Source organism: Fibrobacter sp. UWCM, from assembly GCF_900129735.1.
GTDB lineage: Bacteria > Fibrobacterota > Fibrobacteria > Fibrobacterales > Fibrobacteraceae > Fibrobacter.
This window is the reverse complement of the sequence record NZ_FQWR01000009.1, coordinates 12,920-39,817: the sequence shown is the minus strand read 5'-3', so window position 1 is coordinate 39,817 and position 26,898 is coordinate 12,920. Positions and strand designations below refer to the sequence as shown.

Annotated in this window: 23 protein-coding genes and 1 tRNA gene; 16 read left to right on the top strand and 8 right to left on the bottom strand. The window is 54.1% G+C overall.

Annotated elements, in window-relative coordinates; all coding sequences use genetic code 11:
• Positions 1–5 precede the first annotated feature (5 nt).
• From infB to BUB22_RS07670, 6 genes are read left to right on the top strand one after another with little or no spacing between them, the layout of a single operon-like run.
• Entirely contained in the window at positions 6–3,038 is a 3,033-nt protein-coding gene (gene infB, locus BUB22_RS07690; protein ID WP_073114620.1) for a translation initiation factor IF-2, read from the top strand.
• A complete protein-coding gene (gene rbfA, locus BUB22_RS07685) occupies positions 3,038–3,391 on the top strand; it encodes a 30S ribosome-binding factor RbfA (RefSeq protein ID WP_072808365.1) in 354 nt (117 codons plus the stop codon). Before infB ends, rbfA begins: the two co-directional genes overlap by 1 nt.
• Positions 3,392–4,393, top strand: coding sequence for a tRNA pseudouridine synthase B (locus BUB22_RS07680; RefSeq protein ID WP_073114619.1), 1,002 nt, complete (start codon positions 3,392–3,394; stop codon positions 4,391–4,393).
• Positions 4,394–4,435: 42 nt separating this feature from the next.
• Positions 4,436–5,347, top strand: coding sequence for a riboflavin biosynthesis protein RibF (gene ribF / locus BUB22_RS07675; RefSeq protein ID WP_073114618.1), 912 nt, complete (start codon positions 4,436–4,438; stop codon positions 5,345–5,347).
• A 17-nt stretch (positions 5,348–5,364) separates the two neighbouring features.
• Positions 5,365–5,829 carry a hypothetical protein gene (locus tag BUB22_RS16340; protein ID WP_139258844.1) on the top strand — a complete coding sequence of 155 codons (465 nt, stop codon included), beginning with the start codon at positions 5,365–5,367 and terminating at the stop codon, positions 5,827–5,829.
• Entirely contained in the window at positions 5,829–6,296 is a 468-nt protein-coding gene (locus BUB22_RS07670; protein ID WP_073114617.1) for a hypothetical protein, read from the top strand. Before BUB22_RS16340 ends, BUB22_RS07670 begins: the two co-directional genes overlap by 1 nt.
• Positions 6,297–6,340: 44 nt before the next feature.
• Here the strand turns inward: BUB22_RS07670 and BUB22_RS07665 are convergent, their stop codons facing one another.
• The gene (locus BUB22_RS07665; protein ID WP_073114616.1) at positions 6,341–7,537 is read right to left on the bottom strand and encodes an ATP-binding protein; all 1,197 of its coding nucleotides are present in this window, start codon (positions 7,535–7,537) and stop codon (positions 6,341–6,343) included.
• Between the two features lie 298 nt (positions 7,538–7,835).
• On the opposite strand from BUB22_RS07665, the gene BUB22_RS07660 reads away from it, so the two are divergent.
• Both BUB22_RS07660 and BUB22_RS07655 read left to right on the top strand, forming a co-directional pair.
• A complete protein-coding gene (locus BUB22_RS07660; RefSeq protein WP_073114615.1) occupies positions 7,836–8,213 on the top strand; it encodes a hypothetical protein in 378 nt (125 codons plus the stop codon).
• A 123-nt stretch (positions 8,214–8,336) separates the two neighbouring features.
• Entirely contained in the window at positions 8,337–8,804 is a 468-nt protein-coding gene (locus tag BUB22_RS07655) for a hypothetical protein (protein ID WP_139258842.1), read from the top strand.
• Positions 8,805–9,007: 203 nt separating this feature from the next.
• Here the strand turns inward: BUB22_RS07655 and BUB22_RS07650 are convergent, their stop codons facing one another.
• From BUB22_RS07650 to BUB22_RS07635, 4 genes are read right to left on the bottom strand one after another with little or no spacing between them, the layout of a single operon-like run.
• Entirely contained in the window at positions 9,008–12,760 is a 3,753-nt protein-coding gene (locus BUB22_RS07650; RefSeq protein ID WP_073114613.1) for an SNF2-related protein, read from the bottom strand.
• Between the two features lie 42 nt (positions 12,761–12,802).
• Positions 12,803–14,776, bottom strand: coding sequence for an apolipoprotein N-acyltransferase (gene lnt, locus BUB22_RS07645; RefSeq protein WP_254794676.1), 1,974 nt, complete (start codon positions 14,774–14,776; stop codon positions 12,803–12,805).
• A 6-nt stretch (positions 14,777–14,782) separates the two neighbouring features.
• The gene (gene rsmI / locus BUB22_RS07640; RefSeq protein WP_073114612.1) at positions 14,783–15,466 is read right to left on the bottom strand and encodes a 16S rRNA (cytidine(1402)-2'-O)-methyltransferase; all 684 of its coding nucleotides are present in this window, start codon (positions 15,464–15,466) and stop codon (positions 14,783–14,785) included.
• 1 nt (position 15,467) lies between these two features.
• Positions 15,468–16,025 carry a hypothetical protein gene (locus BUB22_RS07635; protein ID WP_073114611.1) on the bottom strand — a complete coding sequence of 186 codons (558 nt, stop codon included), beginning with the start codon at positions 16,023–16,025 and terminating at the stop codon, positions 15,468–15,470.
• 108 nt (positions 16,026–16,133) lie between these two features.
• Between BUB22_RS07635 and BUB22_RS07630 the strand changes: the two genes are divergently transcribed.
• Positions 16,134–16,853, top strand: a complete 720-nt coding sequence (locus BUB22_RS07630; protein ID WP_073114610.1) for a UDP-2,3-diacylglucosamine diphosphatase — start codon at positions 16,134–16,136, stop codon at positions 16,851–16,853.
• Positions 16,854–16,862: 9 nt separating this feature from the next.
• On the opposite strand, the gene BUB22_RS07625 is transcribed toward BUB22_RS07630, so the two are convergent.
• The 3 genes from BUB22_RS07625 to BUB22_RS07615 form a co-directional block, all read right to left on the bottom strand.
• A complete protein-coding gene (locus tag BUB22_RS07625; RefSeq protein WP_073114609.1) occupies positions 16,863–17,306 on the bottom strand; it encodes a hypothetical protein in 444 nt (147 codons plus the stop codon).
• Between the two features lie 15 nt (positions 17,307–17,321).
• Entirely contained in the window at positions 17,322–18,005 is a 684-nt protein-coding gene (locus tag BUB22_RS07620) for a hypothetical protein (RefSeq protein WP_072808345.1), read from the bottom strand.
• A gap of 212 nt (positions 18,006–18,217) precedes the next feature.
• Positions 18,218–18,997 carry an alpha/beta hydrolase family protein gene (locus BUB22_RS07615; RefSeq protein ID WP_072808343.1) on the bottom strand — a complete coding sequence of 260 codons (780 nt, stop codon included), beginning with the start codon at positions 18,995–18,997 and terminating at the stop codon, positions 18,218–18,220.
• Positions 18,998–19,564: 567 nt separating this feature from the next.
• Between BUB22_RS07615 and BUB22_RS07610 the strand changes: the two genes are divergently transcribed.
• The 7 genes from BUB22_RS07610 to BUB22_RS07580 all read left to right on the top strand — a co-directional run bounded on the left by BUB22_RS07610 (position 19,565) and on the right by BUB22_RS07580 (position 26,865).
• On the top strand, positions 19,565–20,419 hold the full coding sequence (locus BUB22_RS07610; RefSeq protein ID WP_073114608.1) for a TIGR02147 family protein: 855 nt from the start codon (positions 19,565–19,567) through the stop codon (positions 20,417–20,419).
• Positions 20,416–21,819, top strand: coding sequence for a hypothetical protein (locus BUB22_RS07605; RefSeq protein WP_073114607.1), 1,404 nt, complete (start codon positions 20,416–20,418; stop codon positions 21,817–21,819). The genes BUB22_RS07610 and BUB22_RS07605 overlap by 4 nt, the downstream gene beginning before the upstream one ends.
• Positions 21,820–21,872: 53 nt before the next feature.
• Positions 21,873–21,943 (top strand) — tRNA-Gln (locus BUB22_RS07600).
• Between the two features lie 177 nt (positions 21,944–22,120).
• Positions 22,121–22,879, top strand: coding sequence for an RsmB/NOP family class I SAM-dependent RNA methyltransferase (locus BUB22_RS07595; protein ID WP_073114606.1), 759 nt, complete (start codon positions 22,121–22,123; stop codon positions 22,877–22,879).
• Between the two features lie 221 nt (positions 22,880–23,100).
• Positions 23,101–24,528, top strand: coding sequence for a hypothetical protein (locus tag BUB22_RS07590; protein ID WP_073114605.1), 1,428 nt, complete (start codon positions 23,101–23,103; stop codon positions 24,526–24,528).
• Between the two features lie 122 nt (positions 24,529–24,650).
• The gene (locus tag BUB22_RS07585) at positions 24,651–26,261 is read left to right on the top strand and encodes a hypothetical protein (RefSeq protein WP_139258840.1); all 1,611 of its coding nucleotides are present in this window, start codon (positions 24,651–24,653) and stop codon (positions 26,259–26,261) included.
• A 13-nt stretch (positions 26,262–26,274) separates the two neighbouring features.
• Entirely contained in the window at positions 26,275–26,865 is a 591-nt protein-coding gene (locus tag BUB22_RS07580) for a DUF1007 family protein (protein WP_073114603.1), read from the top strand.
• Positions 26,866–26,898: the final 33 nt, after the last annotated feature.

The window sequence follows — 26,898 nt, the reverse complement described above, 5'->3', positions numbered from 1 at the left end:
AATTAATGAGTATTGAAGAACAGATTAAACCGGTCGATTGGGCTAAGGAACACGGAGTCAAGAGTGACTTCGTCGTGAAACTGTTGCGCGACAACGGCGTCAAGGTGTTGACGCAGGTGTCGAAGGTGAACGCTTCGGAATTCGAAAAGATCGAAGCGGCCGTCGCCGATGAAAAGAAGAAGCAGGAAGCCCGCACCAAGAACCTGAAGAAGAACACATCTTCCGATGCGGAATCTTCTACCGAAAAGAAGAAGTCGACGACTACGTCGACGACTACGTCGACGACGAAGGACGGCGTGAAGATTAGCCTCAAGAAGGCGACCACGACTAGGAAGGCGACGGCCAAGCCCGCTGCGCCGAAGGCTGCGGCAAAGCCTGCCGCTGTCGAAGCGCCCGCTGCCGAAGCCCCGGCAAAGCCGGCCGCTCCCGCACCGGCCGCTCCGGCTGCCCCCGCGGTTCCCGCCGAGGCCCCGAAGGTCGAGCCCGCCAAGGCCGAAGCGCCTGCCGCTCCGAAGCCCGCTCCCGCTCCTGCGTCTGCCGCGCCTGAGGCTCCGAAGCCGCAGGCCCCGGCTGCCGAAAAACCCGCCGCTGCTCCCGAAAAGCCTGTTGCAGCTCCGGCTCCGGCACCCGCACCGGCAGCGCCGACGATGATGACGGCGAATACCGAACTCAAGCAGCCCCCGATGAAGGCCCAGGTGTTCAAGCCCGATGCCGCAATCCTCGCGCGTATCGCGAAGAGCCAGCAGCAACAGCAGGGCGGCCGCGGTCCGGGTGGCAACCGTCGCCCCGGCCCCGGTGGACGTGGCCCGAGCAATGCCCAGGGTTACACCGGCTCGTTCGGCCCGCGTAGCAGCGGTTCGGGCGACAACCGCAATGGCCAGCGCAGGCCCGGACAGGGTGGCGCAAGCAGTTCCCGCGGTGGCTACACCGGCCGTAACGGCGGGTTCTCCAGTGGCTCCATGCAGGAGGCGTTCAACGCGAGCGCATCCGGGATGGGCGCGCAGAATGCCGGCAAGGGCGGCAACGCTCAGGGCAAGGGCCAGAATGGCCGTCACGGCAACGACAAGAACCGCCGTGGCAACAGCCGTGACCGCCAGGAACAGCAGAAAGAACAGCAGCAGGAAATGGTACGCCAGAACGTCTCGCGCGTGATGGCCGACCTTTCCAAGAAGCCTGTCAAGAAAGTTTATCGCAAGGAACACAACGACAACGATTCCGGCGAAGAGAAGAAGATTCTCAAGACCTCCGACTTCATTACCGTGGGCGAACTCGCCGGCCTTATGGACCAGATGCCCGCCCGCGTGATTGCGAAGTGCATGGAGATGGGCATGATGGTGACCATCAACGCCCGCCTCGATTTCGAGACCATCCAGATTCTTGCAGACGAGTTCGGCTACGAGGCCCAGCTCATGGAAGAATACGAAGAGGAAGCTCTCGGCGTGGAAGAGGAATCCCAGGAAAACCTGAAGCCGCGCCATCCGGTGGTGACCGTGATGGGCCACGTGGACCACGGTAAGACCTCTCTCCTCGACTGGATCCGCAAGACCCACGTGGTTTCTGGCGAATCGGGTGGCATTACCCAGCACATCGGTGCATACGAAGTAACGACGGCACAGGGCAAGGTGACCTTCCTCGATACTCCGGGTCACGAGGCGTTCAGCGCCATGCGTGCCCGCGGTTCCCAGGTGACCGACGTGATCGTGCTCGTCGTGGCTGCCGACTCCATGGTGATGCCCCAGACGGTAGAATGTATTGATCTTGCAAAGCGCGAGAAGGTCCCGATGGTTGTCGCCATCACGAAGATTGACCTTCCGACGGCGAACCCCGACAAGATCCGCGCCCAGCTCGCCGAACGCGGCGTGGAAGTGGAACAGTGGGGCGGTACCACGAGCTGTGTGGAAGTCTCTGCCCGTACGGGCCAGGGCATGGACCAGCTCCTGGAAACGCTCGCGCTCGAAGCCGAAGTTCAGGAACTCAAGGCGAACCCGGACGCTCACGCCCGTGGCGCCGTCGTGGAATCCAAGCTCGACGTGGGCAAGGGCTCCATGGCTACGATCCTTGTGCAGAACGGTACGCTCCATGTGGGTGACCCGTTCGTGTGTGGTATCTACGCCGGTCGCGTGCGCGCCATGTTCAACGAACGTGGCGAGCAGCTCAAGGCTGTGCCGCCTTCCAGCCCGTGCCAGGTGCTCGGCTTCGACGGTACTCCGCAGGCCGGTGACGACCTCATCGTGGTCGACGATGAAAAGACGGCACGTGAGATCGCGAGCAAGCGCCGCATGGCCGCTCGCGAACGCGACCTGCGCGCCCGCAAGACTGTTTCTCTCGAGAACTCCTTCAATGACAAGAAGGAAGGCAAGCTCTCCGAACTCAACCTCATCGTCAAGGCCGACGTGGGTGGTTCTGCCGAAGCTCTTGCCGCATCCCTCGAAAAACTTACCAACAGGGAAGTGCGCGTCAACATCATCCGCAAGGGTGTGGGTACCATTACGGAATCCGATATCCTGCTTGCGACGACCGCATCTGCCATTATCGTCTCGTTCCACCTGATGCCCTCGCTTTCTATCCGCGAGATGGCGCAGAAGGAAGGCATCGAAATCCGCAACTACCGCGTGATTTACGACTGCATCGAGGATATCAAGAACGCCGTGGAAGGCCTCCTCAAGCCGATTATGCGCGAGGAACTTTCGGGCGAAGCCGAAATCCGCCAGGTGTTCAAGATTCCGAAGATTGGCCTCATCGCCGGCTGTATGGTTACCGACGGCGAAGTGGACCGCACCTCTCACGTTCGCGTGTACCGCAACGGCGTGGAACTCGGTACGACCGTGGTCCAGTCGCTCAAGCGCATGAAGGACGACGTCAAGTCTGTCGCTCGTGGCTTCGAGTGCGGTATCGGCCTCAAGGGCTACGACGATATCAAGGAAGGCGACAGCCTCATCTTCTTCAAGGAAGTCAAGGTTGCACGTACGCTTGAAGATGTCGCCCGCGAAGAAGCCGAAGAGAAGGCCAAGAAGGCCGCCGAGGAAAAGGACGCCTAATGAGTCGCAGAACAGACAGACTGGGCGAACAGTTCCGCGAGGAAATCGGAAAGCTTTTGCAGAAAGGCTTGAAGGATCCTCGCGTGAGCAGCCTTGCGAGCATTACCCGCGTGACAATTACCGAGGACCTGAGCTATGCGAAGATTCTCGTGTCCGTCATGGGTACCGACAAGGAAAAGACCGATTCCCTGATTGGCCTCAACAATTCCGCGGGCTTTATCCGCGGCGTGCTGGGCAAGTCGCTCAAGATTCGCAAGATTCCCGAACTGAAGTTCGTGCTGGACGAGAACCTGGAACATGCGATGCACATCGAGGAAATCCTCGCCGAGCTGAAGCAGAAAGGGGAACTCTAGTTGGCTCCTTCGGGATTCATCCTGCTGGACAAAGCTGCCGGCGAAACATCGTTCAAGGCCCTTTTCCCGTTGAAAAGGGTCTTTTGTACTAAGCGTGTTGGGCATGCCGGGACGCTCGACTTGCGGGCGTCGGGCCTGATTATCGCTGCCACCGGGCGTGCGACGCGCCTGTTGCCTTACGTGGAGGCGAAGGACAAGTGCTACACGTTCCGCCTGCATCTGGGCTACGAGACCGACACCCTCGAATGGGATGGCGATGTCGTGGAGCAGGGTGCCTACAGTCATCCTGGAGCTGGAGAGGAGAATGATGAAAGTGTCATCCTGAGCGAAGCGCAGCGTAGTCGAAGGATCCAGGGCGGTTTAACTCGTGAAGATTTGGAAGCAGTCCTCCCGCAGTTCACGGGCGACATCGACCAGGTTCCGCCCCGCTATTGCGCCGTGAAGATTGACGGCCGCCGCGCGAGCGACTGGGCCGAGCGCGGGAAGGATTTCGAGATGAAGCCGCGCCGCATCCACATCGAATCACTCAAGGTCGTGGGCGAGGGCGGCATAACCGAAGGCTGCTCCGGCAAGGAATTTGCGACGTTCGATATCGAGTGCGTTTGCAGCAAGGGAACCTACGTGCGTGCGCTCGGGCGCGACATTGCGCGTGTGCTCGGGACCTGCGGGTGCGTCTCGCAGATTCGCCGCCACCGCATAGGGAAGGTTTCCGTGGAATCCGCCGTGCGCGGGGAAGACCTGACGCGCGAACACCTCAAGTCTGTGGAGCAGGTGCTTGACTTCCCGGTCGTGAAACTCGATGCAGACCAGATGGCGGTTATCCGCAAGGGCAATTGGGTCCCGTGGCATGAGCCTGTGGAAGGCGCCGAAAAGCAGCAGGGCCGCGGTGACGATTGCGAAAGGCTCGTGTTCGCCGCCGATGCAAGCGGCAACGTGCTGAGCGTGTGCCGCTACGAACCGGGCCGAATCTGCCCGAAGATATATCTAGGGGAAGATGAGTAAGGAAGATCCCCGCCTTCGCGGGGATGACAAGGTAGGGAACGAATGTCGGTGAACGAGAAACAGAAAAGAGCCGTGACGATGGGTAATTTTGACGGGTGCCACCTGGGGCACCAGGCGCTTTTCCGCACCCTGAAGGCCGTCGCCGAGGTCAACGGCTGGACTCCGACCGTCATCACCTTCGAACCCCATTCCAACTACGTGTTGCGCGGCCCCGGCGACCCGCTGCTCCTCACCACCACCGAAGAAAAGCGCGAGTTCATCGAAAGTCTCGGGCTCGACTTTTTGGTATTGCCGTTTACGCCCGAAGTCGCAAGACTCCCGTTCGATGAATTTGTCCGTAAGGAACTCATCGAGAAGCGCGGTGTGTGCTCCATGTTCTTCGGGCACGACCACTGCTTTGGCGCGGGCGGCAAGGGCAACTACGAGACGATTACCGCCGCGTTTCCGGAACTCAGCACGCAGATGCTTTCCATTGTGCTGCACAAGGGCGAACGCGTGAGTTCTTCCGCCGTGCGCAACGCGCTATTGAACGGTGACGTTTCCCGCGCGCAGACATACCTCGGGCGCCCCTACCGCCTCTCCGGAACCGTAGTCGTAGGCAAGCGCCTCGGGCATACCATCGGGTTCCCGACCGCGAATTTGCAGGTGGAACAGTACAAGTTCCTGCCGAAAACCGGCGTGTACGTGGCGTCCGCGAGGCTTGCGGATGGCCGCATTTGCCGCGCCGTGGTGAATATCGGCGTGCAACCCTCTGCGCCCGGGCCCCACCAGATGGCTATCGAGGCCTACCTTCTCGACTTTAGCGAGGATATCTACGGGCAGCACATGGTGCTTGACCTGATGGCCTATTTGCGCCCGGAACAGAAGTTCGCCAGCATGGAAGACCTCGTGCGCCAAATCGGCATGGACGCTGACACCGCCAAGAACTACAACGGAAACCACTGGGCCGAATAGAAAGCAAGCCTTTCTTAATGAATGTCGTCAGTTATATGAGGATTTCAAAGCATTTAATTCTTTCACTATGCTTGATTCTCTGTTCTTGTTTTACTCATCCAAAACAGAGTCAAAGCCCTCTTTGTTCGGATAGCGACGTCCCTGTTCCTTATCCTTGCCGGTTAGATAAAGATATTGCGAAAAAGATCTTTAATACATCTGGACGAAAAAATCATTGTGATAATTCAAACTATTGCAGTGTTGAAGAAGATTCTTTTGTTTATGTTGTGCGTAGTATTTCAGAGGATGCCTTTAGTTATTGTATAGAAAAATGGAATTCAAAGGCTGAAGTTGCAGAAATAGATTCTTTAAATTTTGTTCTTGTTGATTATGACTATTATTACAATGCAGAAATAGATGGCTTTCCTATATGGAAAAATGCGTGGATTGATGTGAATAATTCTACGGCTTGTTACAACATAAAAAATGGAATTCTATTCTAATGAATAAAAAGTTGCTTTTTTTATTGTTGCTTTCTTCTTTTTGCCTTGCTTTTGGACAAGGTGAAAAGAATAACAAAAAACTTGAATATAAAGTTGTAAATGGCGTGTATTGCCCTGACTATGTAGATGCCGATTCTGTTTTAAAGTATATCGAAAAATTTAAACGAGATGAGGGTGATTCGATCCATTATCGATTAGGTCTCGTTGATCGATATTACTGTCCTATAACAGACGGGAATCTCCAAGAAAATCCTAAAATTTGTGATTCTCTGTGTTATTTTGTGTACAAGTTGGTTCCGTTTCGCGAGAAATATAAGGAATGGCTTACGAAAAAATTCCCTGGAAATTGGATGATTGAAGAAACGCAAGTTTTTTGTGTGAATGGGACCAATATAGTACAAAGAGAAAATGAACCTAGCGGGGATTTACACTTTTTTTTCATCAAAGAAAAAGTGAAATCAAAATAGATTAAGTTTTAATAAGAAGGTTGCCCCGGCGGCCTTTTTCAGAGCTAATACAAGAAGCCGAAAAGCCAGAGCGGGATTTTGTTGCCCAGGGCATACTCGATATCGTCCGAAGCGATAAACGCGTTCGTGACTCCGGCAATCTGTTTCCCGTCCTTGCTTTGCCCGCCCACCTCGATAGTCCACTTGCGATCGATGCAAAAGTCCCCCCGTTTGGCGTATTCCAGCGTATGCTGGTACGAGAGCTGGTTGGCAAAGAATGTCTCGCGTTCCGTCCCGACTTCGACTTGCATAAGCGACAGCGCGTGCAGCAGGTTGCAGTTTTCCATGTAAATCTTGTCGGGCTTCTGCATCCGCTTGATGTTCTGCGTGTCGCTATACAGCAGGTTAATTAACTTCGCCCTGCCGAGGTGAGAAAGGTAATTCACGATGGTGTTGCGGTTCAGTTCCGCCGTCTGCGCCATCTTGCTGATGTCGACGACAAATGGGGCCCCGGAACTCAAGACCGCAAGCAGGCTGCGGAGTTTCCGCACGTTTGCGATATCGACGCCACTCAGTTGCGGCAACTCGATTTCCAGAATCAGATTCACCACTTTTTGAACCTGCGTCAGGTAGTCGATGTTCTTTTCCAGAAAAAAGGGGTAGTAGCCCTCCTTTAGGTAGGGCTTGAAGTACTTGAGCGGCTTGCAGGCGCTGACAACCGCCGTGGACGCGTCTAGCGGATTTTGCAGGATATCTTCTAACGGGATAACCGGTAGCGAGATTCCTTCCTTAAAAAGCAGGTATTCGCGGAACGACAGCCCCTGCATGTCGTAACTCACGCAGCGGCGCGAAAGGTCCGCCTCGGCGTTCAGGATGTTCAGAAGAGAAGAACCCGTGAACACGACTTTCAGGTCGGGAAACCCGTCGTAGATGTTCTTGATTTCACGGCTCCAGCCATCGTACTTGTGGACCTCGTCCAGACACAGGCATTTCCCGCCACGCTTGTAGAATTCATCCGCCAAATCAAGAAGCGTGTGACGGGCAAAGTAGATGTGGTCCAGGCTTGCGTAAAGGCAGGCTTCGGGCGCGATTCCGTATTCGCTCTTGATATGCTGCAGGAGCAGGGTGGTCTTGCCGACACCGCGTGCCCCGCGTATGGCAATCAGACGCGATTCCCAGTTGATTTTCGACATCAGGCTTCGCTGGTTGGGCATGTCGAGTCGGGAAAGCATACGTAAATGTTGGGCTTGCAACTGTTCCATAAGCCGGACCTCTGATTGCTGTTTTTGTTTAAATATACGTTATTTTGCTTAATAAAACAAGCAGTTTTATACAAAAATTGCTTATTTGGTTAAGCAAATGTTAAAAAGAGCCTGAAAACGTCGTTTTCGTTGCAAAAAAACTGGTCTAGCGCGACGGGCCTAAAACGGATAAACTTGAAATTTCCTATGATTGGATAGAAAAGCTCCAACCAGTAATAAGGAAATATAATGGAAACAAGAGACATAATTTTCAGAATAATTTGATAACTATTCCTAGAATACAGAAATAAGGTTAAAGATGCTGAAATTTGGAAAGAAAATTTTTATAGTATTATTTTTAATATTTCTCTTTATATTTGCTTATATAAAGTTTGAAAGATCTCCAATAAAAAGTGTTTGGGGGTCAGGTTATTTCTATGTTTCCACAACAGCGAATTGCCATTCTTGTATATCACCTGAAGATGCCTTGTTTCTTGAAGAACAATCAAAAAGAATATATAAAGACACTGTTCAATTAGATATATATCATTATGGCATTGACGGTGTAATTGGAGTCGTCAAGTATGAAGGAGGGCAATATAAAGATTTTTTGAATGGTTTTGAATCTAAATCATATTATTTTAATGTCGGCAACGTCTATTTCGGTCCTTTTGGTGAAACGATGGCTACGTATTGAATTACTATGATTGGAGAGGTATGGCGCAACATGAACAAAATGCCCTGGACTATTTCGGCGCACGTTGGTCTGGAAAAGGCTTCTATGTCAGTGACACTGCACAATATCATCAAGGAGAATAATATGAGAATTTATCAGTTTTTTTTGATATTGTATGTTGTTGTTTTTCTAGGATGTTCAAAGGATGATGAAATTGTTACGGAAAAAAAGGACGAAAGAGTATATGCGAGTTACTGCTTAGTATATGTTTTTAATCCAAATTTAATGGGCTCTCATCAGACAGAAACAAGAAATTTGAGAGAAGGGGGCTTTATAATGAGGTATGACGTAACAGAAGAATCTATTTATTACAGTCTTTTTGAAAAGCCAAATGATGTTCTTTTTAAGGAAAAAGAAGATGATTTTAATGATTACAGATTCTTGGTAGATTGTTACACAAAAAATGATAAGTATTTAGGATCTATAAGCATGACTCGCGGTGGTCTAATAAAAAAGAATTATGAAGAATTTCATAATAGGAAGGTACTTTTTCTTTTAGATTCGCTACCTGATGAAAGACTTCGCAAAGCTTTTAAACGATATAGACATTGAATTGGAGTCTAAAAAAAGAAGGTTCCACCCTTTTTCCATACGATTCTGAGGGAAATTTAATTGAGGACAAATACTTGCAAGGTTTGGCCGCAAAAAAAATGCACTTGTACTTTTTTTATTGTCGAACTACAGTGTAATGGGTAGCTGACACTAAAAGCCGCTCCGGCGGCCTTTTTCTGTGATTAGTTTGCGCAGAAATCTTGCTATACGAGGGTGTTGTCGAGCCCGAAGACTTCGCCGAGCTGCTTGTCGTCCATGTCGGCGAGCCAGGTTTCGCCCGCGCTCACGGTCATGTTCGCGATGGATTTCTTTGTCTCGAGAAGCGCGTTGATTTTTTCTTCGAACGTTCCCTTGGTGATGAACCTGTGGACCTGCACGTTGCGCGTCTGCCCGATACGGAAGGCGCGGTCGGTGGCCTGCGCTTCGATGGCGGGGTTCCACCACAAGTCGTAATGGATGACCTGCGATGCGGCGGTGAGGTTGAGGCCCGTTCCGCCCGCCTTGAGCGAGAGGATGAGCACCTTGCATTCGGGGTTCTTCTGGAAGTCCTCGATCATGGAGGTGCGCTGCGTCTGCGTGCATCCGCCGTGGTAGAAGTGCGTGCGGAGCCCGAGTTCTTCCGTGATTGTCTTTTCGAGCAGGAATCCCATTTCGGCGAACTGCGTGAAGATGAGCGTCTTTTCGCCCTGTTCCTGGATGGAGGTGAGCAGGTCGAGGAGCATCTGCATCTTGCCGGAGGTAAGGGCCGGCGTCGCTTCGGCGGGCTCAGCGACCTTCTCCTGCGGTGCGGCTGCGGCTCCCTTCAGGAATGTCGCGGGGTGGTTGCAGATTTGCTTCAAGGCGAGAATCATCTGCAATATGATTCCCTTGCGCTTGAATAGCGCGTGCGCGTCGTTCGCCTTCTCGCTCAGCGCTTGTTCCATCTCGAGTTCCTGCATAAAGTGCTCGAGTGTCTTTTGGTACAGAGCTGCCTGCGGCTTGGTGAGTTCGGCGTATTCGTCCTGGATAATCTTGTCGGGCAAGTCGCTGATGATGCTCTTGTCTGTCTTGAGGCGGCGCAGCATGAAGGGTGCCGTAATCTTGCGGAACGTTTCTGCCACCTTCTCGTTGCCCATTTTTTGGATGGGCGTCTCGAACTTTTCGCGGAATTCGGCGGCGTTCGGGAAGAACCCGCGGTTCGCAAAATCCATGATGGTCCAGAATTCCATGAGTCGGTTCTCGACGGGGGTGCCGCTCATCGCGATTTTCATGGGGGCGCGCATGCGGCGCAATAGCCTGCTCTGCTCGCTGTCGGCGTTCTTGATGTTCTGCGCTTCGTCGATGACGATTACCTGCCATTCACGTTCGTTCAGTTCGTCAAAGTCCTTGCGGAACGTGGCGTAGGTGGTGAGCAACACGTCGGCGTGGAATTTCTCGAGGTCGCGGCTCCCGCCGTGGTAGGCGAAGAACGTGAGGTCGGGCGCGAATTTCTTGATTTCGACCTGCCAGTTGCACAGTAGGCCCGCGGGCAATACTACGAGCGCCTTCTTTTCGGCGAGCTTGCCTTCTTCGTGCATCTTGAGGAGGAACGCGATGACCTGGAGGGTCTTTCCGAGGCCCATGTCGTCGGCAAGGATGCAACCGAAACCGATTTCGAGATTCTTGTACATCCACGAGTAGCCGCGCACCTGGTAGGGGCGCATGGTCGCGTTCAGGTGTTCGGGGAGGGCGACTTCGGTTTCGCTGCGCCAGGAATCGAACTGCTGCTTGAATTCGCCCGCCATGTCGACCGGGATGCCGTCGCATTCGCCGGTGAAGCACGCTTGCACGAGTTTCGCCTGCGTGATGACCGGTTCGTCGTCTGTGCCTTCGCCGTTCGCGCTTTCATCACCTGCGGCGGAACCCGCGCCGTCCTTACCCGCGGCGCCTTCCGCACCCGCATCGGGGTCTTTCGTACCTTTCGCGCGGCCTTCAATCTGTTCGCGGATGCGTTGCAGGTCCTCGGCGCTCACCTCCACATACTGTGACTTGTATTTCAGCAGGCCGTCCGCATTCTCGGCAAGTTCCAGGAATTCTTCCGCCGACACGTTCTCGTCGCCAATCGCCACTTCCCAGTCAAAATCGAGCAGGTCGTTCGCGGTAAACGCGCCAAAACTCATGCTGCCCTGCAGGCGAATCTTGGGCTTGGGCTTGCCCACGTTCATCAGGTTCTTCGGAATTTCAGTCTTGATGCCGAAAATCTCGAGTTTCTTGAGGCAATCCTGCAAAAACTGGAGCAGTACGGCTCCCTGCATCATGATGGGGGAGGCCGCACGGTTCTCGATGTAGGTGCCCATCGGCTTGAACGAATCCGCGATACCGTTCAGAATGTTCAGGATCGAAAGCAGGCGAGCGTCGTTCTCTTCGAATAAAGTAGAAAGGGGTGTGAGTTTGTCCGTATCGATGACGAAAACTTCGAGTGCGACCTGCTCGCCGCTCTCGTAGCACTTGAATAGCAGTTGCGTGCGGAAATCGAGGCTCGAATAGACGGAGAACCACTTCTGGATGCCCGCCGGTACGGAGAGCATGTTGCCTGCGAGCCTGCCCGAGACGCACGTGAAGAAGAACGATAGCAGGTTCCCGTGGTTTGTCTTGAGCGCGGGCTTGTACGTGTGTGCGAACCGCAGCAGCTGCGAAATAAACAGCGAGAGCACCTGTTCTGCGGGTTCCGCCATTTCCACGAATTCCTCTTCGCGGGCGGTGAACGCAAACTTTTGCGGGGCGGCCGCCTCGAGGTCCGCGACAATCCCGAGGATATCGGGCAGCATTTCGGCGGGGAGCCAGCGCACCTGTGCGACATCCTTGTGCGTCCAGAAAACCTGCGGGTAGATGGCGCCCGTGCGTACCAGGTGGAACGCCACCTTCAGTAGCAAGAAGAGGTAGCATGCCGTGTAGTGGTGCCAGGAGAGGTTGCGGCCCCCGAGCCAGCTCACGGCTCCCATCACCTGGGGCACGCTGAGGCCCGTCTCGATGACGTTCCCGCCTTCGTTCAGGTGGTCGAAATGCCAGCGCCAGCCGTTCTTGTGGTAGATGCGCAGGGCCTCGTTCTCGGCGATAAACGTCTTGGAGTTGTTTACGCGGTAGTGCTCCAGGAACTGGTCAAAGTTCTCGTAGTTCGCGAAGAACTTGCGGCAGCCTTCCAGCTCGTCGGTAAAGCTCTTGCGGAAGTTCCCGGCGGGGCAGAACTTGGGGTAGTTGGGCAGCATTGCGGGCAGTATGCGCGAATAGTCCTTCCAGGAATCGAAATCGAATTGCGGCAGTATCTGCCGGGGCGTGCGGGTAACGGAACCCTGCGAGCCTGCGAACAGGCTGTCGCTGGAATCCTCGGCGAAGTCGAGCCGGTTGTCTACCGCCTGTTCAAAAATCTTGCTCTTGCCGCCCAGGGCGCGCACGATTTTCTGTTCCTGCGGGGCCTCGAGGTTCGCTTCCAGCGTGTGGTGCTCGCGGTAGGCTTCCAGGTCGAGCCCGTGCAGCTTGAACAGTAGGTTGGGGCTCGAATCGGCCTGCTCGGCAATCATCACGAAGGTCGCCACGATGTACTTGCAGGGCACGGGGTCGCGGCAGTCGCAGCCCATCTTCACGTCGGCGATGCTGTCGAAAAGCGTGAGCCCGCTCTTGGCGAGCAGAAGTTCGAGCGGCGGGTTCATTGCCCCGTTCTTGAGCGCGAGCATCTCGGCGGGCTGCTGCATCAGCAGGTTCATGAACACGTCGGTCTTCTCGTCCTTGAACTTGGGGAACACGATGTAGTTGTTGTGTACGCCGCCGTTCGGGCCCTTCACTACGGAAATCACGCGGTTGTCGATGATGTCGATGCTCGTTACCTGCCCGCGTTCCACGAACTTTAGCCCCTGCTTCACGGCCTGCTCGTCGGCCGATTCCAGGAGCGTGTCGAGCCACTTGCGGCTCCACCAGGTATTTACGCGTGTTCCAAAATCCATCGCGGCAAATATAGCAAAAAATTGCTCATTTGTGCATAGATTTTACGCTGTTTTGCAAGCGGGCGTGGGGCGTCTGTTGATGAGGGCAAGGCCGAAGCATGCCAGCAGGTAAATCGCGAAGAACCACAGGAGGGCGGTCTCTACGCTGTCACCGTAGTGCTGGTAGGGCGTGTCGCGGGTTTTGAGCTGCATCTTGCGCGAGACTACGCGGTCGGTAAAGATTTCGGTGTTCTTGTCGAAATGCCCGTACTGGTCGATGAATGCCGTGACGCCGCTGTTTGCAAGCCTTGCGGTGGGCATGCCGTTCTCGATGGCGCGGTAGCGAACCAGGTTCAGGTGCTGGTAGGGGGCGGTGCTCCTGCCGAACCAGCCGTCGTTCGTGATGTTCACCATCAGGCGCGAACCCGCGTTGATTGCCTCGCGCACGAGGTCGCCGAAGATGGCGTCGTAGCAGATGAAGGGCGTCCACTTGAACGGCTCGTACACGGGAGTTTCCTTGCCGGGCACGAAGTCGCCCTCGCCCAGGTCCACGTAGTTGAGGATGGGGAAGATGTCGTCGAAGGGGATGCGCTCGCTGAAGGGCACGAGGTGCTTCTTGATGTAGCGCTGGTAAGAATGGGAATCTTCGGGCGTGAAGAGGAACGACGCGTTGTAGATGTCGTACTTGCGCGGGCTTCCCGGTTCGTTGCGGTGGAAGTCTAGCGCGCCTGTGAGAACCGCTGCATTGTGGCGCTCCGCGAGCTTGTGCAGCGCCCGGATTGTCGCGGGTTGCCTGCGTATGTGGTCAGGAACGGCGGTCTCGGCGAGGATGATAAGGTTTGTCCCCGCGGTTACACTGTCGTTCACCATGCCGAAGGTTTTTGCGGTAATGGAATCGAACCGTGCCTTGCTCCACTTTTCCCCCTGCTGGATGCTCGGCTGGACCATCGCCATCAGGGGCGTTTCCGGAGCGTCGGCACCGTAGAAGGGCTGTGCCTCGGGCCTGCTGAGCACCACGTTCCCGTGAACCAGGAGGGCCGCGTATATCAGTGCGGGCACGGCCAGCGGGAGCTTTGCGAGAACGTCGCGCCTGTTGCGCGTCCACGGGCTTTCGATGGCCTTCGCGACCATCATGTTCGATGCGATGATGAGTGCGGTGTACCCGAAGATGCCGATGACGGAGAGCGCCTGCAGGGATTCGAGCGTGTTGCCGAAAACGTAACCGAGGTGGCTCCACGGGAAGGCGAAATCCCCGCGGGTGCGCGTCATCTCGAGGCCCGCATAGAATATGGGGTAGAGCGCGAGTAGCCAGGCGCGGCCACCGAACTTGATGTTCTTTGCGAGCGTGTAGATGAACGCGGCGAACACGCTGTACGCGCTGAAGAATGCGATGAGCAGGAACACGCCGAGGCAGATTAGGCCGGAGGGCGCGGAATCCACGTTCATCACGTTGTAAATCCAGTAGTAGTTCACCGTGTTGTAAATCATTCCCGACCAGAACGTCGCGAATATTGCGGTGTTCCTGTTGTAGCGGTCAAGCACGATGAACCAGGGCACGAGAAGCAGGAGGGCGGCGGGCCCGAGCGGGAGAGGCGGGAAGGCGAATGCGAACAGCCCCCAGGCGATACCGCTCAGGAGAAGCGCCCTGCGGGAATCGAACTCGCGGATTCGCGCAACGTTCCAGCGGGCGAATAGCACGAGCCAGAAGATAAACAGCGGGAGGGCGAGGGTCGCTATCTGGTACAGGCCTGCATGCCCCACTCCGGTAGAATCCCCGAGGGTGTAGTCGAGGGCGAGGAATGCAAACTGCAATATGCCGTAGGTGTATATGTGGCGGCGGAAGTTCTTGCGGGCCTCGCGCGTGAACAGGAACCCGAGCGCGATGGCGAGCGGCGCGAAGTGCACGGGGTTCGAGTATAGCCCCGGTTCGTTGGGCCGGAGCGCGAACGCGACAAGTTCCGCTACAAAAAGAGCTGCGAAATAAATCCAGTAAATTTTCGGGAGCGAGCTAAATAAATTCTTAATCTTGTCCATCATATGTTTTTACAGTCCGCTCTTGTCCTTCGGGTTGAATATCAGCACGAATTCGCCCTTGGGCGGGTGCGCCTTGAAGTGGGCCGTTATCTCGGCCGGCGTGCCAATCAGGTGTTCCTCGAACTTCTTGGTGAGTTCGCGCATCAGCGCAATCTTGATTTCGCCGAAAACCTGGCCGATTTCCTCGACGAACTTGTCGATGTTGTGCGGGCTCGCGTAAAAAATCTGCGTCGCCTCTTCGTCCTTCAGCTTCTCGAGCAGGTGGATGCGCTGGGCGCTCTTCTTGGGCGAAAAGTACTGGAACGTGAAGTGGTCGGTGGGCATGCCGCTCGAAACAAGCGCGGTAATCATCGCGCAGGGCCCGGGAACAGCGCGCACGTCGATACCTTCGCGCACGCACTGCCGCACCAGATTGAATGCGGGGTCGGCGACGCCCGGCGTTCCCGCGTCGCTCACGAGCGCGATATCGCCCTCGTTCTTCAGGTATTCCACGTACTTCGGGGTCACCTTCTCCTTGTTGAAGTCGTGGTAGGCTTCCATCGGGGTGCTTATCCCGTAGTTGTCGAACAGGATGCGCGTGTGTCGCGTGTCCTCGGCGAGCACGAGCGGGACTTCCTTGAGGATCCGCACGGCGCGGTAGGTGATGTCTTCCATGTTCCCGATGGGGGTCGCGACAATATAGAGAGTGTGCATGCTAAAAGTCCTGCGCGGAATTGAGGTCGGTGTTCCTTCCGAGTTGCGTTTCGTACCGGATGCGTTCCAGCAGCTTGCGGTGCATCTCCTGCGAGGCATCGTTCACGAGATCGGCCCGGAACTTGCCGTACCAGAAGGCGTCCACGTGTTCGTTTTCTTCGAGTTCCGCCTTGAAGGTGAGGGAGCCGTTGCAAAAAATGCGCACGTCCATCCTGTAGGTCCACGTTTCTTTCACGGGGGCAATCGGCCAGAACGGCACGAATGCGAGACCCACGTTCCAGGCGCTCGGCTGTTCGTCCTGCGAGACGCTTGCATCGATGTGCGCCACCCCGCGGCAGCTTTCCATCGGGTAGCTTAGCGTGTCTATTACCCGCGTGTAGGCGCGCTGCAGGTTCGTATCGAGGTAGAGCGTGTCCCCGCCGTATGCAATCGTGATGGGCTCGAAGAACGGGATAGTCTTCGGGTATTCCTGCAGGTCGAATTTCGTGAGGCTCATCGAACACCCCGCAAGGAGGGCGCAACCTGCAAAGACCAGCGATTTTGCTACGGAAAAACTCATTACCCTAAATATAATTCTTTTGTTTGGCGATAAACTTCCCGCAACCCGCATATTCTAACAACTAATAACTAATAACTACGAACTCCCAATTACTATATTCATCTCGTGATGGAATCCTGTGCCTACTTCATATCCGATGCCCACCTGGGGGTAAACCCTCCGGGTGCGTTGCCCGACCGCGAGAAGATGCTCGTGGACTTCCTCGCCTCCATCAAGGGCAGGGCGTCGCACCTGGTTGTCGTGGGCGACCTGTTCGAGTTCTGGTACGAGTACAGCGACTACGTGAACAAGAACCACATGGAACTCTTCTTCACGCTCCGTGAACTTGTCCAGGCGGGCTGCGAGGTGCATATCTTGCGCGGGAACCACGACTTTGCCTACGGGGATTTCTTCCCGAAGGCGCTCGGGGTGCAGGTCCACAGGAGCCTGATCCTTGAAATCCAGGGCAAGCGCGTTTATTTCCATCACGGCGACGGCGTTCCCAAATCCGATTTCGGGTACCGGATTATGCGCCGGGTTCTCGACTTCCCGCTGAACCGTTTCCTTTTCAAGCAGATTCACCCGGACTGGGGAATGGCGCTCGCGCGTTTTGTGGGTCGCAATAGCCGAAAAATCGGCGAATCCCGAAAGATCCGCCTCGAAGAATACCTGAGTTGGGGCAAGTCCGTCCTCAAGCGCAACAATTGCGACTTCTGCATCCACGGTCACCATCATCTCGCAGGCATGTGGGATGTCGAGGGTGGTGTGGTCGCCTCTCCTGGGGAGTGGATATGGAAACCCGCCTTCCTCCGTATGGAAAAAGGCGGGCTAATTCTTGAGAATCTCTAGAGCGGGCTTTTATTCGCCGACACCTTCGCCGTGCGATTCAGATGCCTTGATCATCTTCTTGCTCTTGTTTTCGCCCCAGAGCGCTCCGATGACGTCAGTCTGCGAGAATTCCTCCCAGAGCTGGTCGACCCAGCACCAGTGATGGATGGTGTCTCCGCGGTCCACCACGATGCCTTCCTTGCTTACCCAGTTTTTCTGGACGGAGAAGGTCATGGGGTCGGCCTTGTATTCTGTCCCGTAGGCGTTCTTCACGACCGCCGCCTCGATGGTCCAGGACTTTCCGTCCGTCATCTTGTACAGGACAACGTTCATGACGAGCACGACAGCCACCGTAATCGCAAGGAATATCCACATCCTCTTCGTTGCAAAGAAGATGCCGACAAGCAATATGATTATGGCGAGGATGCCGAAGTTGTAGTGAACGGAATAGAATGCCTTGAGTACGTCTACCATACGGAGCCTGCTGGGTTACTTAGCCTTTGCCTTCTTCTGTTCGGCGATGAGCGGCGCGACGCTGAAGGTCACGACCTTGCCCGCAATCTTGCATTCCGTACGGTAGCTCTTCGTGGGAAGGGCGATGCCGTGCGAAGAAAGCGTGCCCATGAACGAGGCGTTCGCGTGGCTTGCGATGGTACGGACGTTGATGAAGCCCTTCTTGCCGAAGGTGAGCTTGAACATCTTCTTGCTTGCGTCGTACTCGGCGACCATGGTGTCGTTCTTCGCGGTTTCGAGTGCCGTGCAGGAACGCTTGTCGAAAATGATGGTGCCGCGGCTGTCGATGGAGAGCATCGGGATGCCGACGGAGTTGCGGCAGGGGAACAGTTCCCAGCTGCCCTTCTTCTTGGCGGGAGCGTTGCCGGAGAAAACAACCCTGTTGCCTTCCTTGACCATCGTGTAGGCACCGGGAACGACCTGGAAACCGGTGTTGTTCATGGCGCCCTTGAAGTAGAGCAGGTAGCCTGCGCCGTTGGGCATGAAGCGGAAGGAGGTCGTCTTGAGAGTCTTGGTCGGGGTCACGGCGATGCGCTTGCCCACGGTATCGATTTCGACGTCCGCGTACGGGTTCTTGTCGATCTTAAGGTCCTTGACGGCCTGGTTGGAAAAACGGATAAACCCTCGGATATCCATCTTGATTGTAATTTTGTTTTCCATAATATACACCTCTTGTGAATGATTAATTCGCTCCCTAACAAGTAAATTAATATATAATTTTATGCTTTTTGTCAAGCCCCTTTTAAGACAAGGTTATTTGGAAAAATAATAGTTTTTCTGTAATTTGCTGACAAATTTAGACAAAGGAAACTTGTTTGATGGAGAAGGGCCTAAATGGCTGAAACCCGCATAAAATAAGGGCTTGCGGGTGCCTACGGCTGTTCACTTGTTAGGATAGACAACGTTTTGCGGAGTGTTTTTTCGCCCCGCTTCAGGGTGTCTAGTTTGTCAAAATCCTTCAAAAATGCGTGATTTTTGACACGATGTTTTTCACGGTCGAAAACGAGTACCTTGCGGTTTTCCGTGATATAGGACAAGTCGGCCGGCATGGCCACTTTTGCACGTACCAAAAATTTGGGGTAAAGGTTCCCGTATTTTCCGTTTATGGCGTCTGCGATGCTCTTGACCGGGTCGATGAGAATGAGCATCTGGCCCTTGCTGGTGTTCTTTGCGGCGAGAATCGCTCCCGTGCCGCGGCCCGCGACAAATGCGGGGGCGCCGCCCCATTCGGTGGCGCATTCCCGGATGGCGCTAGCGTCGGGTTCGAAGGTTTCGCCCGAGGGAGTGCCCTTGTTGTTGCCCGAGCCCCTGTAGTTGAACGTGAGGAGCGTTGTTCCTTCCAGTGACTGGACTTCGGCGAGGAACTGGGCCGCATCTTCGTCGGCGTCGGGGTAGTAGAGGAGGGCTTTGTCGCCCCTGTTCCCGATGGCCCAGCCTTCGAGAACGGTGCCGTCTGCGGTAGTGCAGGTGATGCCCTTCGCGGTACTTGCGATGGCTTCGCGGGCCTCCTTGTGCGTGATGGCGCGCGGGAAGGCGTTCCTGCGCTCGGTCAGCGCGAGGTAGAACACCATACTCACGTATATGACAAGGATGATTCCTGCGATGCGCAGTACCCGCGCGCCCAACCCTAAAGCCTTCTTCTTTAAATCCATGTACCCAAATTTAAAAATAAAAAGGCGCCTTCGGCGCAATAAACATAGAGCAGCTTCCCGTGAGCCGAAAGCTGTTGTCGGTGCTATAAACGTTGAGCGTTTCTCTGTGAGCCGAGAACGGCCGGTATTAACCGGCCGTGAAGGCGACCTTTGGACACTTGGCCTTTAGGCCTTAGTGTACATGGCCACCTTTAGGTGGGGGCGAGTGAGAAACCGGAGGTCTTGAAACCTGCAACGTAGCGCGAGCGGATTGCCCGTGAGCCGGAGGCGGCTCGTATTAACGAGCCGTCGAGGCGAGAGTGAGCGCATACCGGAGACGTCGCACCCGCGTCTAGCGCGAACGGATATCAAAAAGGACCTTCGCTAGGAGTATTAGCGAAGGTCCGAGGGATGGGATTGGGTGTTCTCCAAATATACCCAAATTTTTGGCGAAAGGGTATAGGTAAAAAGCAAAAAGTGTTCTCTAAGTGTTCTTTTTTGCTCTTTTTGTTCGAAAAAGGTGAATTTTGCCACTTTTTGCAAAAAAGGGGGTGTTCCCAAGAAATAAATAAATTATCTTTGCTTTTAATGAACGTCTACGCCTATTACAACTATAGGAAGTACCTGCAGGATTACTATGAGTACCGTAAGTCCGTGCAGCGCTACTTCTCTTACAGGTCCTTCGCGAAGAAGGCCGGGTATTCCTCGTCGGGGCTCTACCTCGACCTGATCCGCGGCCGCAAGTCGCTGACCCCGCAGATGCTCCCGAAGTTCATCGCCGCACTCGGCCTGAACGAACGCGAGAGCCGCTACTTCACCCTGATGGTGGATTTCACCCACGCGACCACTCCCGCGTCCAAGCAGCAGATATTCGACCAGATGTCGGCGCATCTGCCCCGCACGGTCAAGACGCTCACCAAGAACCAGCAGGAATACTACAGCAAGTGGTATTACGTGGCGGTTCGCGAATCCCTTTCGGTACTCAATATCAACGAAAAGAACATTCAGGAAGTTGCCCTGTTCCTGAACCCCAAGATTACGCTCCCGCAGGCGAAGCAGGCTATCCAGTTGCTGCTCGACCTCGGGCTTATCGACCTTGCCGAAGACGGCTTCTACCGCTCCGTGAACAAGACCATATCGAGCGGGCGCGAAATCGCCCCGATTTTCGGTCACCAGTTCCAGAAGCAGATGATTGACCTTGCGAAAAGCGCCCTGGACCACTACAGTACCGAGCGCAGAAATGTATCTTGTACCACGATGAGTGTCTCGGCCGAGGGGCTCGAACGCATCATCAACAAGATTGACGTTTTCCGTAAGGAAGTTTTGGATATTGTGCGCTCCGACAGCGGTGAAACAATGGTGTGTGAGTTGAACGTTCAGTTTTTCCCTCTCAGCAAGGAGAAGGAATCCAAGTCTGTTAAGGACGGGGAGGACGCGAAATGAAGTACGCTTTGACTTTGGCTGTCGCCTGTAGTGCCCTGTTTTTTGCTTGTTCCGATACCGAGAAACTCTCGGGGACCGCTACCGATACCGAGAACATGCTTACCGCCTCTGCCGTGACGGGTACCGTTACCCGCACCGATGGCGCGCGTGCGCCTGCAGCCGCCGTCCGCATGTCGAAGATCTATTCCGCGAAGGATAAGGCGGTCGTGCCTGAATTTATCGAGGTCAAGACCGATACGCTGGGCGTGTTCGCATTCGATTCCGCGATTGCCGATACGTTCCAGATTGCTGTTATCGACCAGGATGCCGAGGAAATCTCTTACCTGCCGCGCGTGGTTAGCGGTTCCAGGGACCTGGATACCATCAAGCTCGAGAAGGCGGCGTTCTTCGAGAGCGTGATGTACTACGCCGAGCCGGACAGTCCTGCTGTGGCGGTCGGGTCGCACTTCACGGTGTACATGCCCGGCATGCCGTTCGCGCAGAGCGTGTTCGCGGGCGATTCGTTCAAGATGATGATTCCAGCCGGTACGTGGTGGTTCGGGTTCTGCCCGGGCGACCCGCAGATTGTGGCGAAGCTCCAGGACAAGGGTATTGCCGATAGCCTCATCTACCGAGTGTGGAGCATGGATTCCCTCGAGGCAAAGGCGGGCGATACGCTCAATGTGGGGCCGTTTATCTGGAGCACGACCTCCGACGTGGACAGCCTCATGAAGCAGGTCCCCGAAGAGCCCGAAAACCTCAGCAGGATAATGGGTTCTGTCGCCTGCGGTGCGGGGCACCCCTGTGCCGGGGTCGAGGTCATGGCGATTACCGACATCTACGGGTTCGAGTTCGTGGGCGATTCTTCCGAGTTCGTGGCCCAGACCGTGACCGACAGTACGGGCCGTTGGTGGCTGCCTGTGCCCGACAGCGTCCCCTACGATAGTTTCCGCGTGGAATACAGGCTCGGCGATTCCGTGAAGACGAAGATGACGGGCCTGAGCCGCTATGCGAGGTATGCCGAAATCAAGGACCTGGATAACGACACGCTCAACCTGGGCAAGGCGAGCCTTACCCCGCAGTCCGGGCTGATCAGTACGATTGCCCTCGTGATTGACCCGCGCGATTCTACGCAGTCGAGCAACTGCATGGTGAACAGCGTGGTCGTGGGCGCGAAGGGTACGGCGCACTTTGTCCGTACGGTGACTTGTAACTCCTTGAGAATCAAGGATATACCTTCCGGCGAACAGGAACTGCTCCTCTATTCTGGCGATACGAAGGTCGTTTCGACCCTGCAGGCGGCGGAAACCCCGCTCGATGAATACGTGGTGACTACCTTCGTGAACCTGCCCAAGGGCGACATGCTGGAATGGCAGGGAATGACCTACACCCCGCCGACTTTGCCGAAATCTGTAAAATAATTGGAATTACCCCTTGCACAACTGAAGAATTTTTTCTAAAGTTGTGCCCACACTGAGCTATGGTGTAATGGTAGCACAACAGATTCTGACTCTGTTTGTCTAGGTTCGAATCCTGGTAGCTCAACGAAAACTCTTTGTTCATACCCCTGAGCAGAGAGTTTTTTTTATCTTGAAAATATACAGGTCATTGAATTGCAACCAATAACTATTGACCAATGACTAATGACTAATGACCAATGACCAATGACCAATGACTAATGACTAATGACTAATGACTAATGACCAATGACTAACAACTAGTATGGAATTTTTTGACTACTTCACGAACCTGTTTGGCGAACGCTGGCCGGTACTCCTTGAATCCCTGAAGGGGGAGGGGCGCGCGACGGAGTTGCGCTTTGGCGAGGGACTCGAACCGTATTACCTGGACGAAGCGTCAGTGTTTGCCGCCCGCGCCCTCGGGGTTCGCCCCGGCGATAGCGTGCTTGACATGTGCGCCGCTCCCGGAGGCAAGACGCTCGTGATTGCCTCTATGCTTGCGGGGGAAGGTTTTTTACAAAGTAACGACCGCTCTCCGGACCGGAGGCTGCGCCTTTCGCACGTTATCGAGAATTCCCTGCCGGCAGATTGGCGGAAGGTCGTGACCGTCTCGGGTTACGACGGCGTGAAGTTCGGGCTCCACCGCAAGGAGAGTTTTGACAGGATTCTGCTCGATGCTCCCTGTTCTTCGGACAGGCACGTGCTCAATGCGCCGGAACATCTCAAGGTGTGGTCGGTAAAGCGGGTGAAGCGCCTTGCGGTGGAACAGGGCGGGCTCTTGGCATCCGCTATCGATGCCCTGAAACCCGGTGGAACGCTCGTGTATGGCACCTGCGCGCTCTCTCCCGTAGAAAACGACGATGTGGTGAAGCGAATCCTGAAAAAACGCCCCGCGATGCGTGTTGAACCGCTCGAAAACCTCCCCGAGGGGGCGGACTGCACCGAATGCGGGGTGCACATATTGCCCGACAGGTGCAACGGCTGTGGCCCCATATACTGCGCCCGACTCGTGAAGGGGTAGTTATCGATAATCGAAATTCGTTTGTAAAAATATGTTAATGCAAAGTGTGCTTACTTTGTAAAAAAAATAATTTATATTCAAATAAATGGGGTAGTAGAGGAACCGTGATGAACTGCTTACGATTTATTGTAAGGATATTACGGTTCATCAATATACGAAGATGATTCGAGTAGATTATAATCCCATTGAAAACCCGTCTTATGCCATTTGCAGGAGGTGATATGAAGAGACTTGTTGCACTTCTTTTGATAATGAGTTCTTTTTCTATATCAGAACAGTTAACTTTTTTTGTTCAGGTTCCGTCTTCTCGGAATTGGATGATGGGTAATCCGTTTCTTGTTGAAAATAATGATGGAATTCGACACCAGATGCAGGATGCTGGTGGTGATGGCTGGTTTAGTTATTCGTGGGAAACTGACTCAGTGCCGGAAGAAATACTTGTTTATTCGGCAAAGGATAGTATGTTAGTAGATCCGTTGACTCCTAACAGTGCATCGGCTATCTATATAAAGATTATTTTTGAGGCTTTTGGCCGTGATTCTCTTTTTTATATATCAGATGATTTTTGTCGGCTTTATGAAGAAACCGACGGGTTCTACATACAGGATGTCCGTGGTGAGTCGTGTAGGGGTGATTACAATAAAGCAGATCTTTCCAAAACGCTTTATGTCCTAGTACCGGATTACAGAGAATGGATTGACGAAATACCAGTAGTTGTTGATGCTCGTGATTCAAACTACCGGCGGGAAATGTATCCTGATAAGGATGGAAATCCCGGCTGGTTTTACTACAAGTGGAATGACGACGAATGGGCTCCTGAAAACATTCTTGTTTATGCGAAAAGCGATAGCACCTTGGAACGTCCGATAGGATTGATGGGGTTTGCGTATGGTGAAACCGATATACGGCCGATATCGTGGAATGGAACCCTCTATTTTGCTCCAGATTATCATTATGACTGTTTTGAGCCCGGAAACCCGGTTAGATTTCCTTTGTTGAAATCGTGCCCGCAGGTCAAATCTTCTATGATATATACGTCAATATATCGTAGTGGGTCATTTGATATACGCTCAAATTGTTCTCTGCGAAAGGACTGCCTGAAGGATGATTTTGAACCTTTCTACTATCATTTTATTTATGGGAAAGACCTTTACTATTCAGTTTGTAAAAAAGATGGCGAAATAATTCAGACGAACAAAAGCTTGTCAAGTGATACGAATGATGTTGTTTTCGTTAAAGACGAAACGGCATTGGCTCATGCAAAGTCGACGTTACCAAAGGCTGACGATATTTCGTTTAATGTGCGAAATATGGATGATGGAGATTATGTTGTTGTTTTCTTTGAATTTTCTGAATACGGTCTTGGTCTGACTGCTGCTAAAGAATACGATTTCGTTGTAGAAAACGGAAGGGTGGGATTGAGGTCAAATCAATCCGTTATGGAAAAAGTCTTTAATTCTTGGGTTTTGGTTAAGGAGCGTAATATTGTTGTCCGAAATGAGCGGAAAACTCGTTATCAGATTTTCAGTTCACTTGGACAAATTGTTGGTCAGGGTATTGTTCAGGGCTCTATAAATATACCCTTGCCCGCATCAGGGGTGTACCTTGTGAAAGTTGGTAGCGAAATCCATCGTATAAATGCTAAGTAAAGACCTAGATAAAGGTGAAAAAAGCAAATTTCCGCCTATCTAGCAACCAATAACCAATGACTAGTGACTAATAACTAATTACCATTGGTTCCATTTCCCGCTTTTTTATATATCTTTAGGGTATGCAGAAACGAATTAGCCTTTTCGTGTTTTTGGTCGTACTTTGTGCGACGTGTTTTTCCGTACCCTTTGCACAGGATGCCCCAGCGCCTGAGGCCGCTCCGGCCATTGCCCCGGCACCCGCACCAGCACCCGCTCCCGCTGCTACTCCGGCCCCTGCTGCCGCCCCGGCCCCGAAGGCTGCTGTCGTGAACCCCGCCGATACGGCTACGACCCGCGAGGTGCCCGTCCGCTACTTCCTTGTGGGTGATTCCGTGGAACAGGAAGCCATCTTCGTGAAGATTGAGAAGGATACCGTCTACCTGCGTGCCCCGGACGATGCCGCCCAGAAGGTGCTGGAAGAAATCCGCGACGAGGAGGCGGTTGCGCTCCAGGAAAGTAACGGCCAGAAGGTCGAGGAAGAGGAAGAATTCGAGGACGACGACAAGCCTGAACCGCAGAAGCCCGCCGAGGTCATCATGACCGACGCGGTGAAAGATTCCCTTGCCGCGAAGACTGATTCCGCCGCCGTCGCCGATTCCATTGCCGCAGCCGAGGCCGCGAAGGCTGCCGAGATTGCCGCCGATGCCGAGGACGACCTCGAGGCGGCTCTCGAGAAAGAGGAAAAACGCCTCAAGATGGAAGAGGTCGCGAAGGTCGAGGCCGAAATCCGCGAACGTGAAATCAGGGATAGCCTTGCAAACGTGGTCGAGAACCCGTATATCAAGATTTTCAGGCTTGACCTCAAGCGCCTGTACAACCTCGAAGACAAGGTGATGATAGACCTTTCGCTCTCGAACTACGTGGTGCCCGTCGTGAAGGACGAGGAAGAGGAGATGGAACTGTACCCTCCCGGAAAGGCGAACCTGCTCGTTACTTCGAACCCGGAGGCGTGCTCGCTGTTCGTGAACGGGATTGCGCTTATGCAGGTTGCTCCCGACACCATCAAGAACATCAAGCCGGGCAAGTACACGATTTCCGTGATGAAGGTCCTGCGCGACGTGGAATGGTGGGGCACGGCTACCGTGAAGATCAACGCGGATAGCCTGAACAAGGTGGAAATCCCGGTGCAGCGCCCCTCCACGAGGATAACGCTCAGCACGAACCCGGAGGCGGTCGAAGTGTACGTGGGCGAGGAACCTACGATAAACCGCTTCCCCGACTACATGACCGACCTCATCGTGGATGACGTGAAGCCGCAACCGCAGATGCAGCTGTTCTTCCGCAAGGTGGGCTACCGCGACACCTCCATTACCACCGAAATCAAGGCGTTCATGCCGAACTTCATCAACGTGGAACTGCAGCCGATAGACGATATCGAGTATATCCAGGGGCAGAGGGAATTCAACCAGAAGCGCAGCGACCGCCGCGTGGGCAAGGTGCTCCTGTGGAGTTCCATTGCGCCTATCCTTGCGGGCGGGGTGCTCTGGTACCTTGCCGAACGCAACTGGAGCGACGCTGCCGACAAGAAGCACGAATACAACCGTTCCGTGTTCGACAGCGAGAAGGCCCAGCGGCTCATCAAGGACAACCACGACCTGAACAAGTCCGGCGACACGAAGGCGGCGGTAGGCATTGGCCTTGGCGTAATCGGTGCGGGTCTACTCGTGGCGGGTGTCGTGTTTGCCTTCTAGCGGGGGCCATGCTATGCGCGGATTGTTGCTGTTTGTCTCGCTTGTAGCGGTGTTTGCCGTGCAGGCCTTTGCGCATCCGCATGTTTTTGCCGATGTCAAGGTGAAGGTCCTCTACGATGCGACCGGCTTTGTTGGTGTCGAAAACCGTTGGTCCTATGACGAAATCTACAGTGCAGCAATGCTTTCGTCCGTCGACAATAACGGCGACGGGAAAATTTCGGCGGATGAACAGCCCCCGCTGCAAACGGCAATCCTTGGCCCTATCGAGAAGAACAACTACTACAACTACGTACAGGCGGGTTCTGACTTCTTGAAGGCCCGGAAAATCAGGAACTTCAAGGCGAGCATGGTCAAGGGCAAGCTTGTGCTTGACTTTGTCGTCGATTTCTCGATGCCTGCAACTGCGGACTGGACTATGCTTGTCGTGGTGGTGGCCGACCCCACGAATTACATACAAATGACAAGCGACATGGAAAACGCGGACGTAGATGCCCCCAAGTCGCTGGAAGTGGAGTACTTTGCCGACGCGCTGGATGGCCTGAGCCTGTTCAAGGCGTTCCGCTCCGAAATAGAGGGGCTTTATTTGAGATTTAAGAAAAAATAGACTGGAATTGCGTTGCTATATTTTTGCAAGAAA

Bases quoted from the DNA above. Each gene is read 5' to 3' on its own strand.
- infB (WP_073114620.1), top strand. From the start codon at position 6: ATGAGTATTGAAGAACAGATTAAACCGGTCGATTGGGCTAAGGAACAC.
- rbfA (WP_072808365.1), top strand. From the start codon at position 3,038: ATGAGTCGCAGAACAGACAGACTGGGCGAACAGTTCCGCGAGGAAATC.
- ribF (WP_073114618.1), top strand. From the start codon at position 4,436: ATGTCGGTGAACGAGAAACAGAAAAGAGCCGTGACGATGGGTAATTTT.
- BUB22_RS16340 (WP_139258844.1), top strand. From the start codon at position 5,365: ATGAATGTCGTCAGTTATATGAGGATTTCAAAGCATTTAATTCTTTCA.
- BUB22_RS07670 (WP_073114617.1), top strand. From the start codon at position 5,829: ATGAATAAAAAGTTGCTTTTTTTATTGTTGCTTTCTTCTTTTTGCCTT.
- BUB22_RS07665 (WP_073114616.1), bottom strand. From the start codon at position 7,537: ATGGAACAGTTGCAAGCCCAACATTTACGTATGCTTTCCCGACTCGAC.
- BUB22_RS07660 (WP_073114615.1), top strand. From the start codon at position 7,836: ATGCTGAAATTTGGAAAGAAAATTTTTATAGTATTATTTTTAATATTT.
- BUB22_RS07655 (WP_139258842.1), top strand. From the start codon at position 8,337: ATGAGAATTTATCAGTTTTTTTTGATATTGTATGTTGTTGTTTTTCTA.
- BUB22_RS07650 (WP_073114613.1), bottom strand. From the start codon at position 12,760: ATGGATTTTGGAACACGCGTAAATACCTGGTGGAGCCGCAAGTGGCTC.
- lnt (WP_254794676.1), bottom strand. From the start codon at position 14,776: ATGATGGACAAGATTAAGAATTTATTTAGCTCGCTCCCGAAAATTTAC.
- rsmI (WP_073114612.1), bottom strand. From the start codon at position 15,466: ATGCACACTCTCTATATTGTCGCGACCCCCATCGGGAACATGGAAGAC.
- BUB22_RS07635 (WP_073114611.1), bottom strand. From the start codon at position 16,025: ATGAGTTTTTCCGTAGCAAAATCGCTGGTCTTTGCAGGTTGCGCCCTC.
- BUB22_RS07630 (WP_073114610.1), top strand. From the start codon at position 16,134: ATGGAATCCTGTGCCTACTTCATATCCGATGCCCACCTGGGGGTAAAC.
- BUB22_RS07625 (WP_073114609.1), bottom strand. From the start codon at position 17,306: ATGGTAGACGTACTCAAGGCATTCTATTCCGTTCACTACAACTTCGGC.
- BUB22_RS07620 (WP_072808345.1), bottom strand. From the start codon at position 18,005: ATGGAAAACAAAATTACAATCAAGATGGATATCCGAGGGTTTATCCGT.
- BUB22_RS07615 (WP_072808343.1), bottom strand. From the start codon at position 18,997: ATGGATTTAAAGAAGAAGGCTTTAGGGTTGGGCGCGCGGGTACTGCGC.
- BUB22_RS07610 (WP_073114608.1), top strand. From the start codon at position 19,565: ATGAACGTCTACGCCTATTACAACTATAGGAAGTACCTGCAGGATTAC.
- BUB22_RS07605 (WP_073114607.1), top strand. From the start codon at position 20,416: ATGAAGTACGCTTTGACTTTGGCTGTCGCCTGTAGTGCCCTGTTTTTT.
- BUB22_RS07595 (WP_073114606.1), top strand. From the start codon at position 22,121: ATGGAATTTTTTGACTACTTCACGAACCTGTTTGGCGAACGCTGGCCG.
- BUB22_RS07590 (WP_073114605.1), top strand. From the start codon at position 23,101: ATGAAGAGACTTGTTGCACTTCTTTTGATAATGAGTTCTTTTTCTATA.
- BUB22_RS07585 (WP_139258840.1), top strand. From the start codon at position 24,651: ATGCAGAAACGAATTAGCCTTTTCGTGTTTTTGGTCGTACTTTGTGCG.
- BUB22_RS07580 (WP_073114603.1), top strand. From the start codon at position 26,275: ATGCGCGGATTGTTGCTGTTTGTCTCGCTTGTAGCGGTGTTTGCCGTG.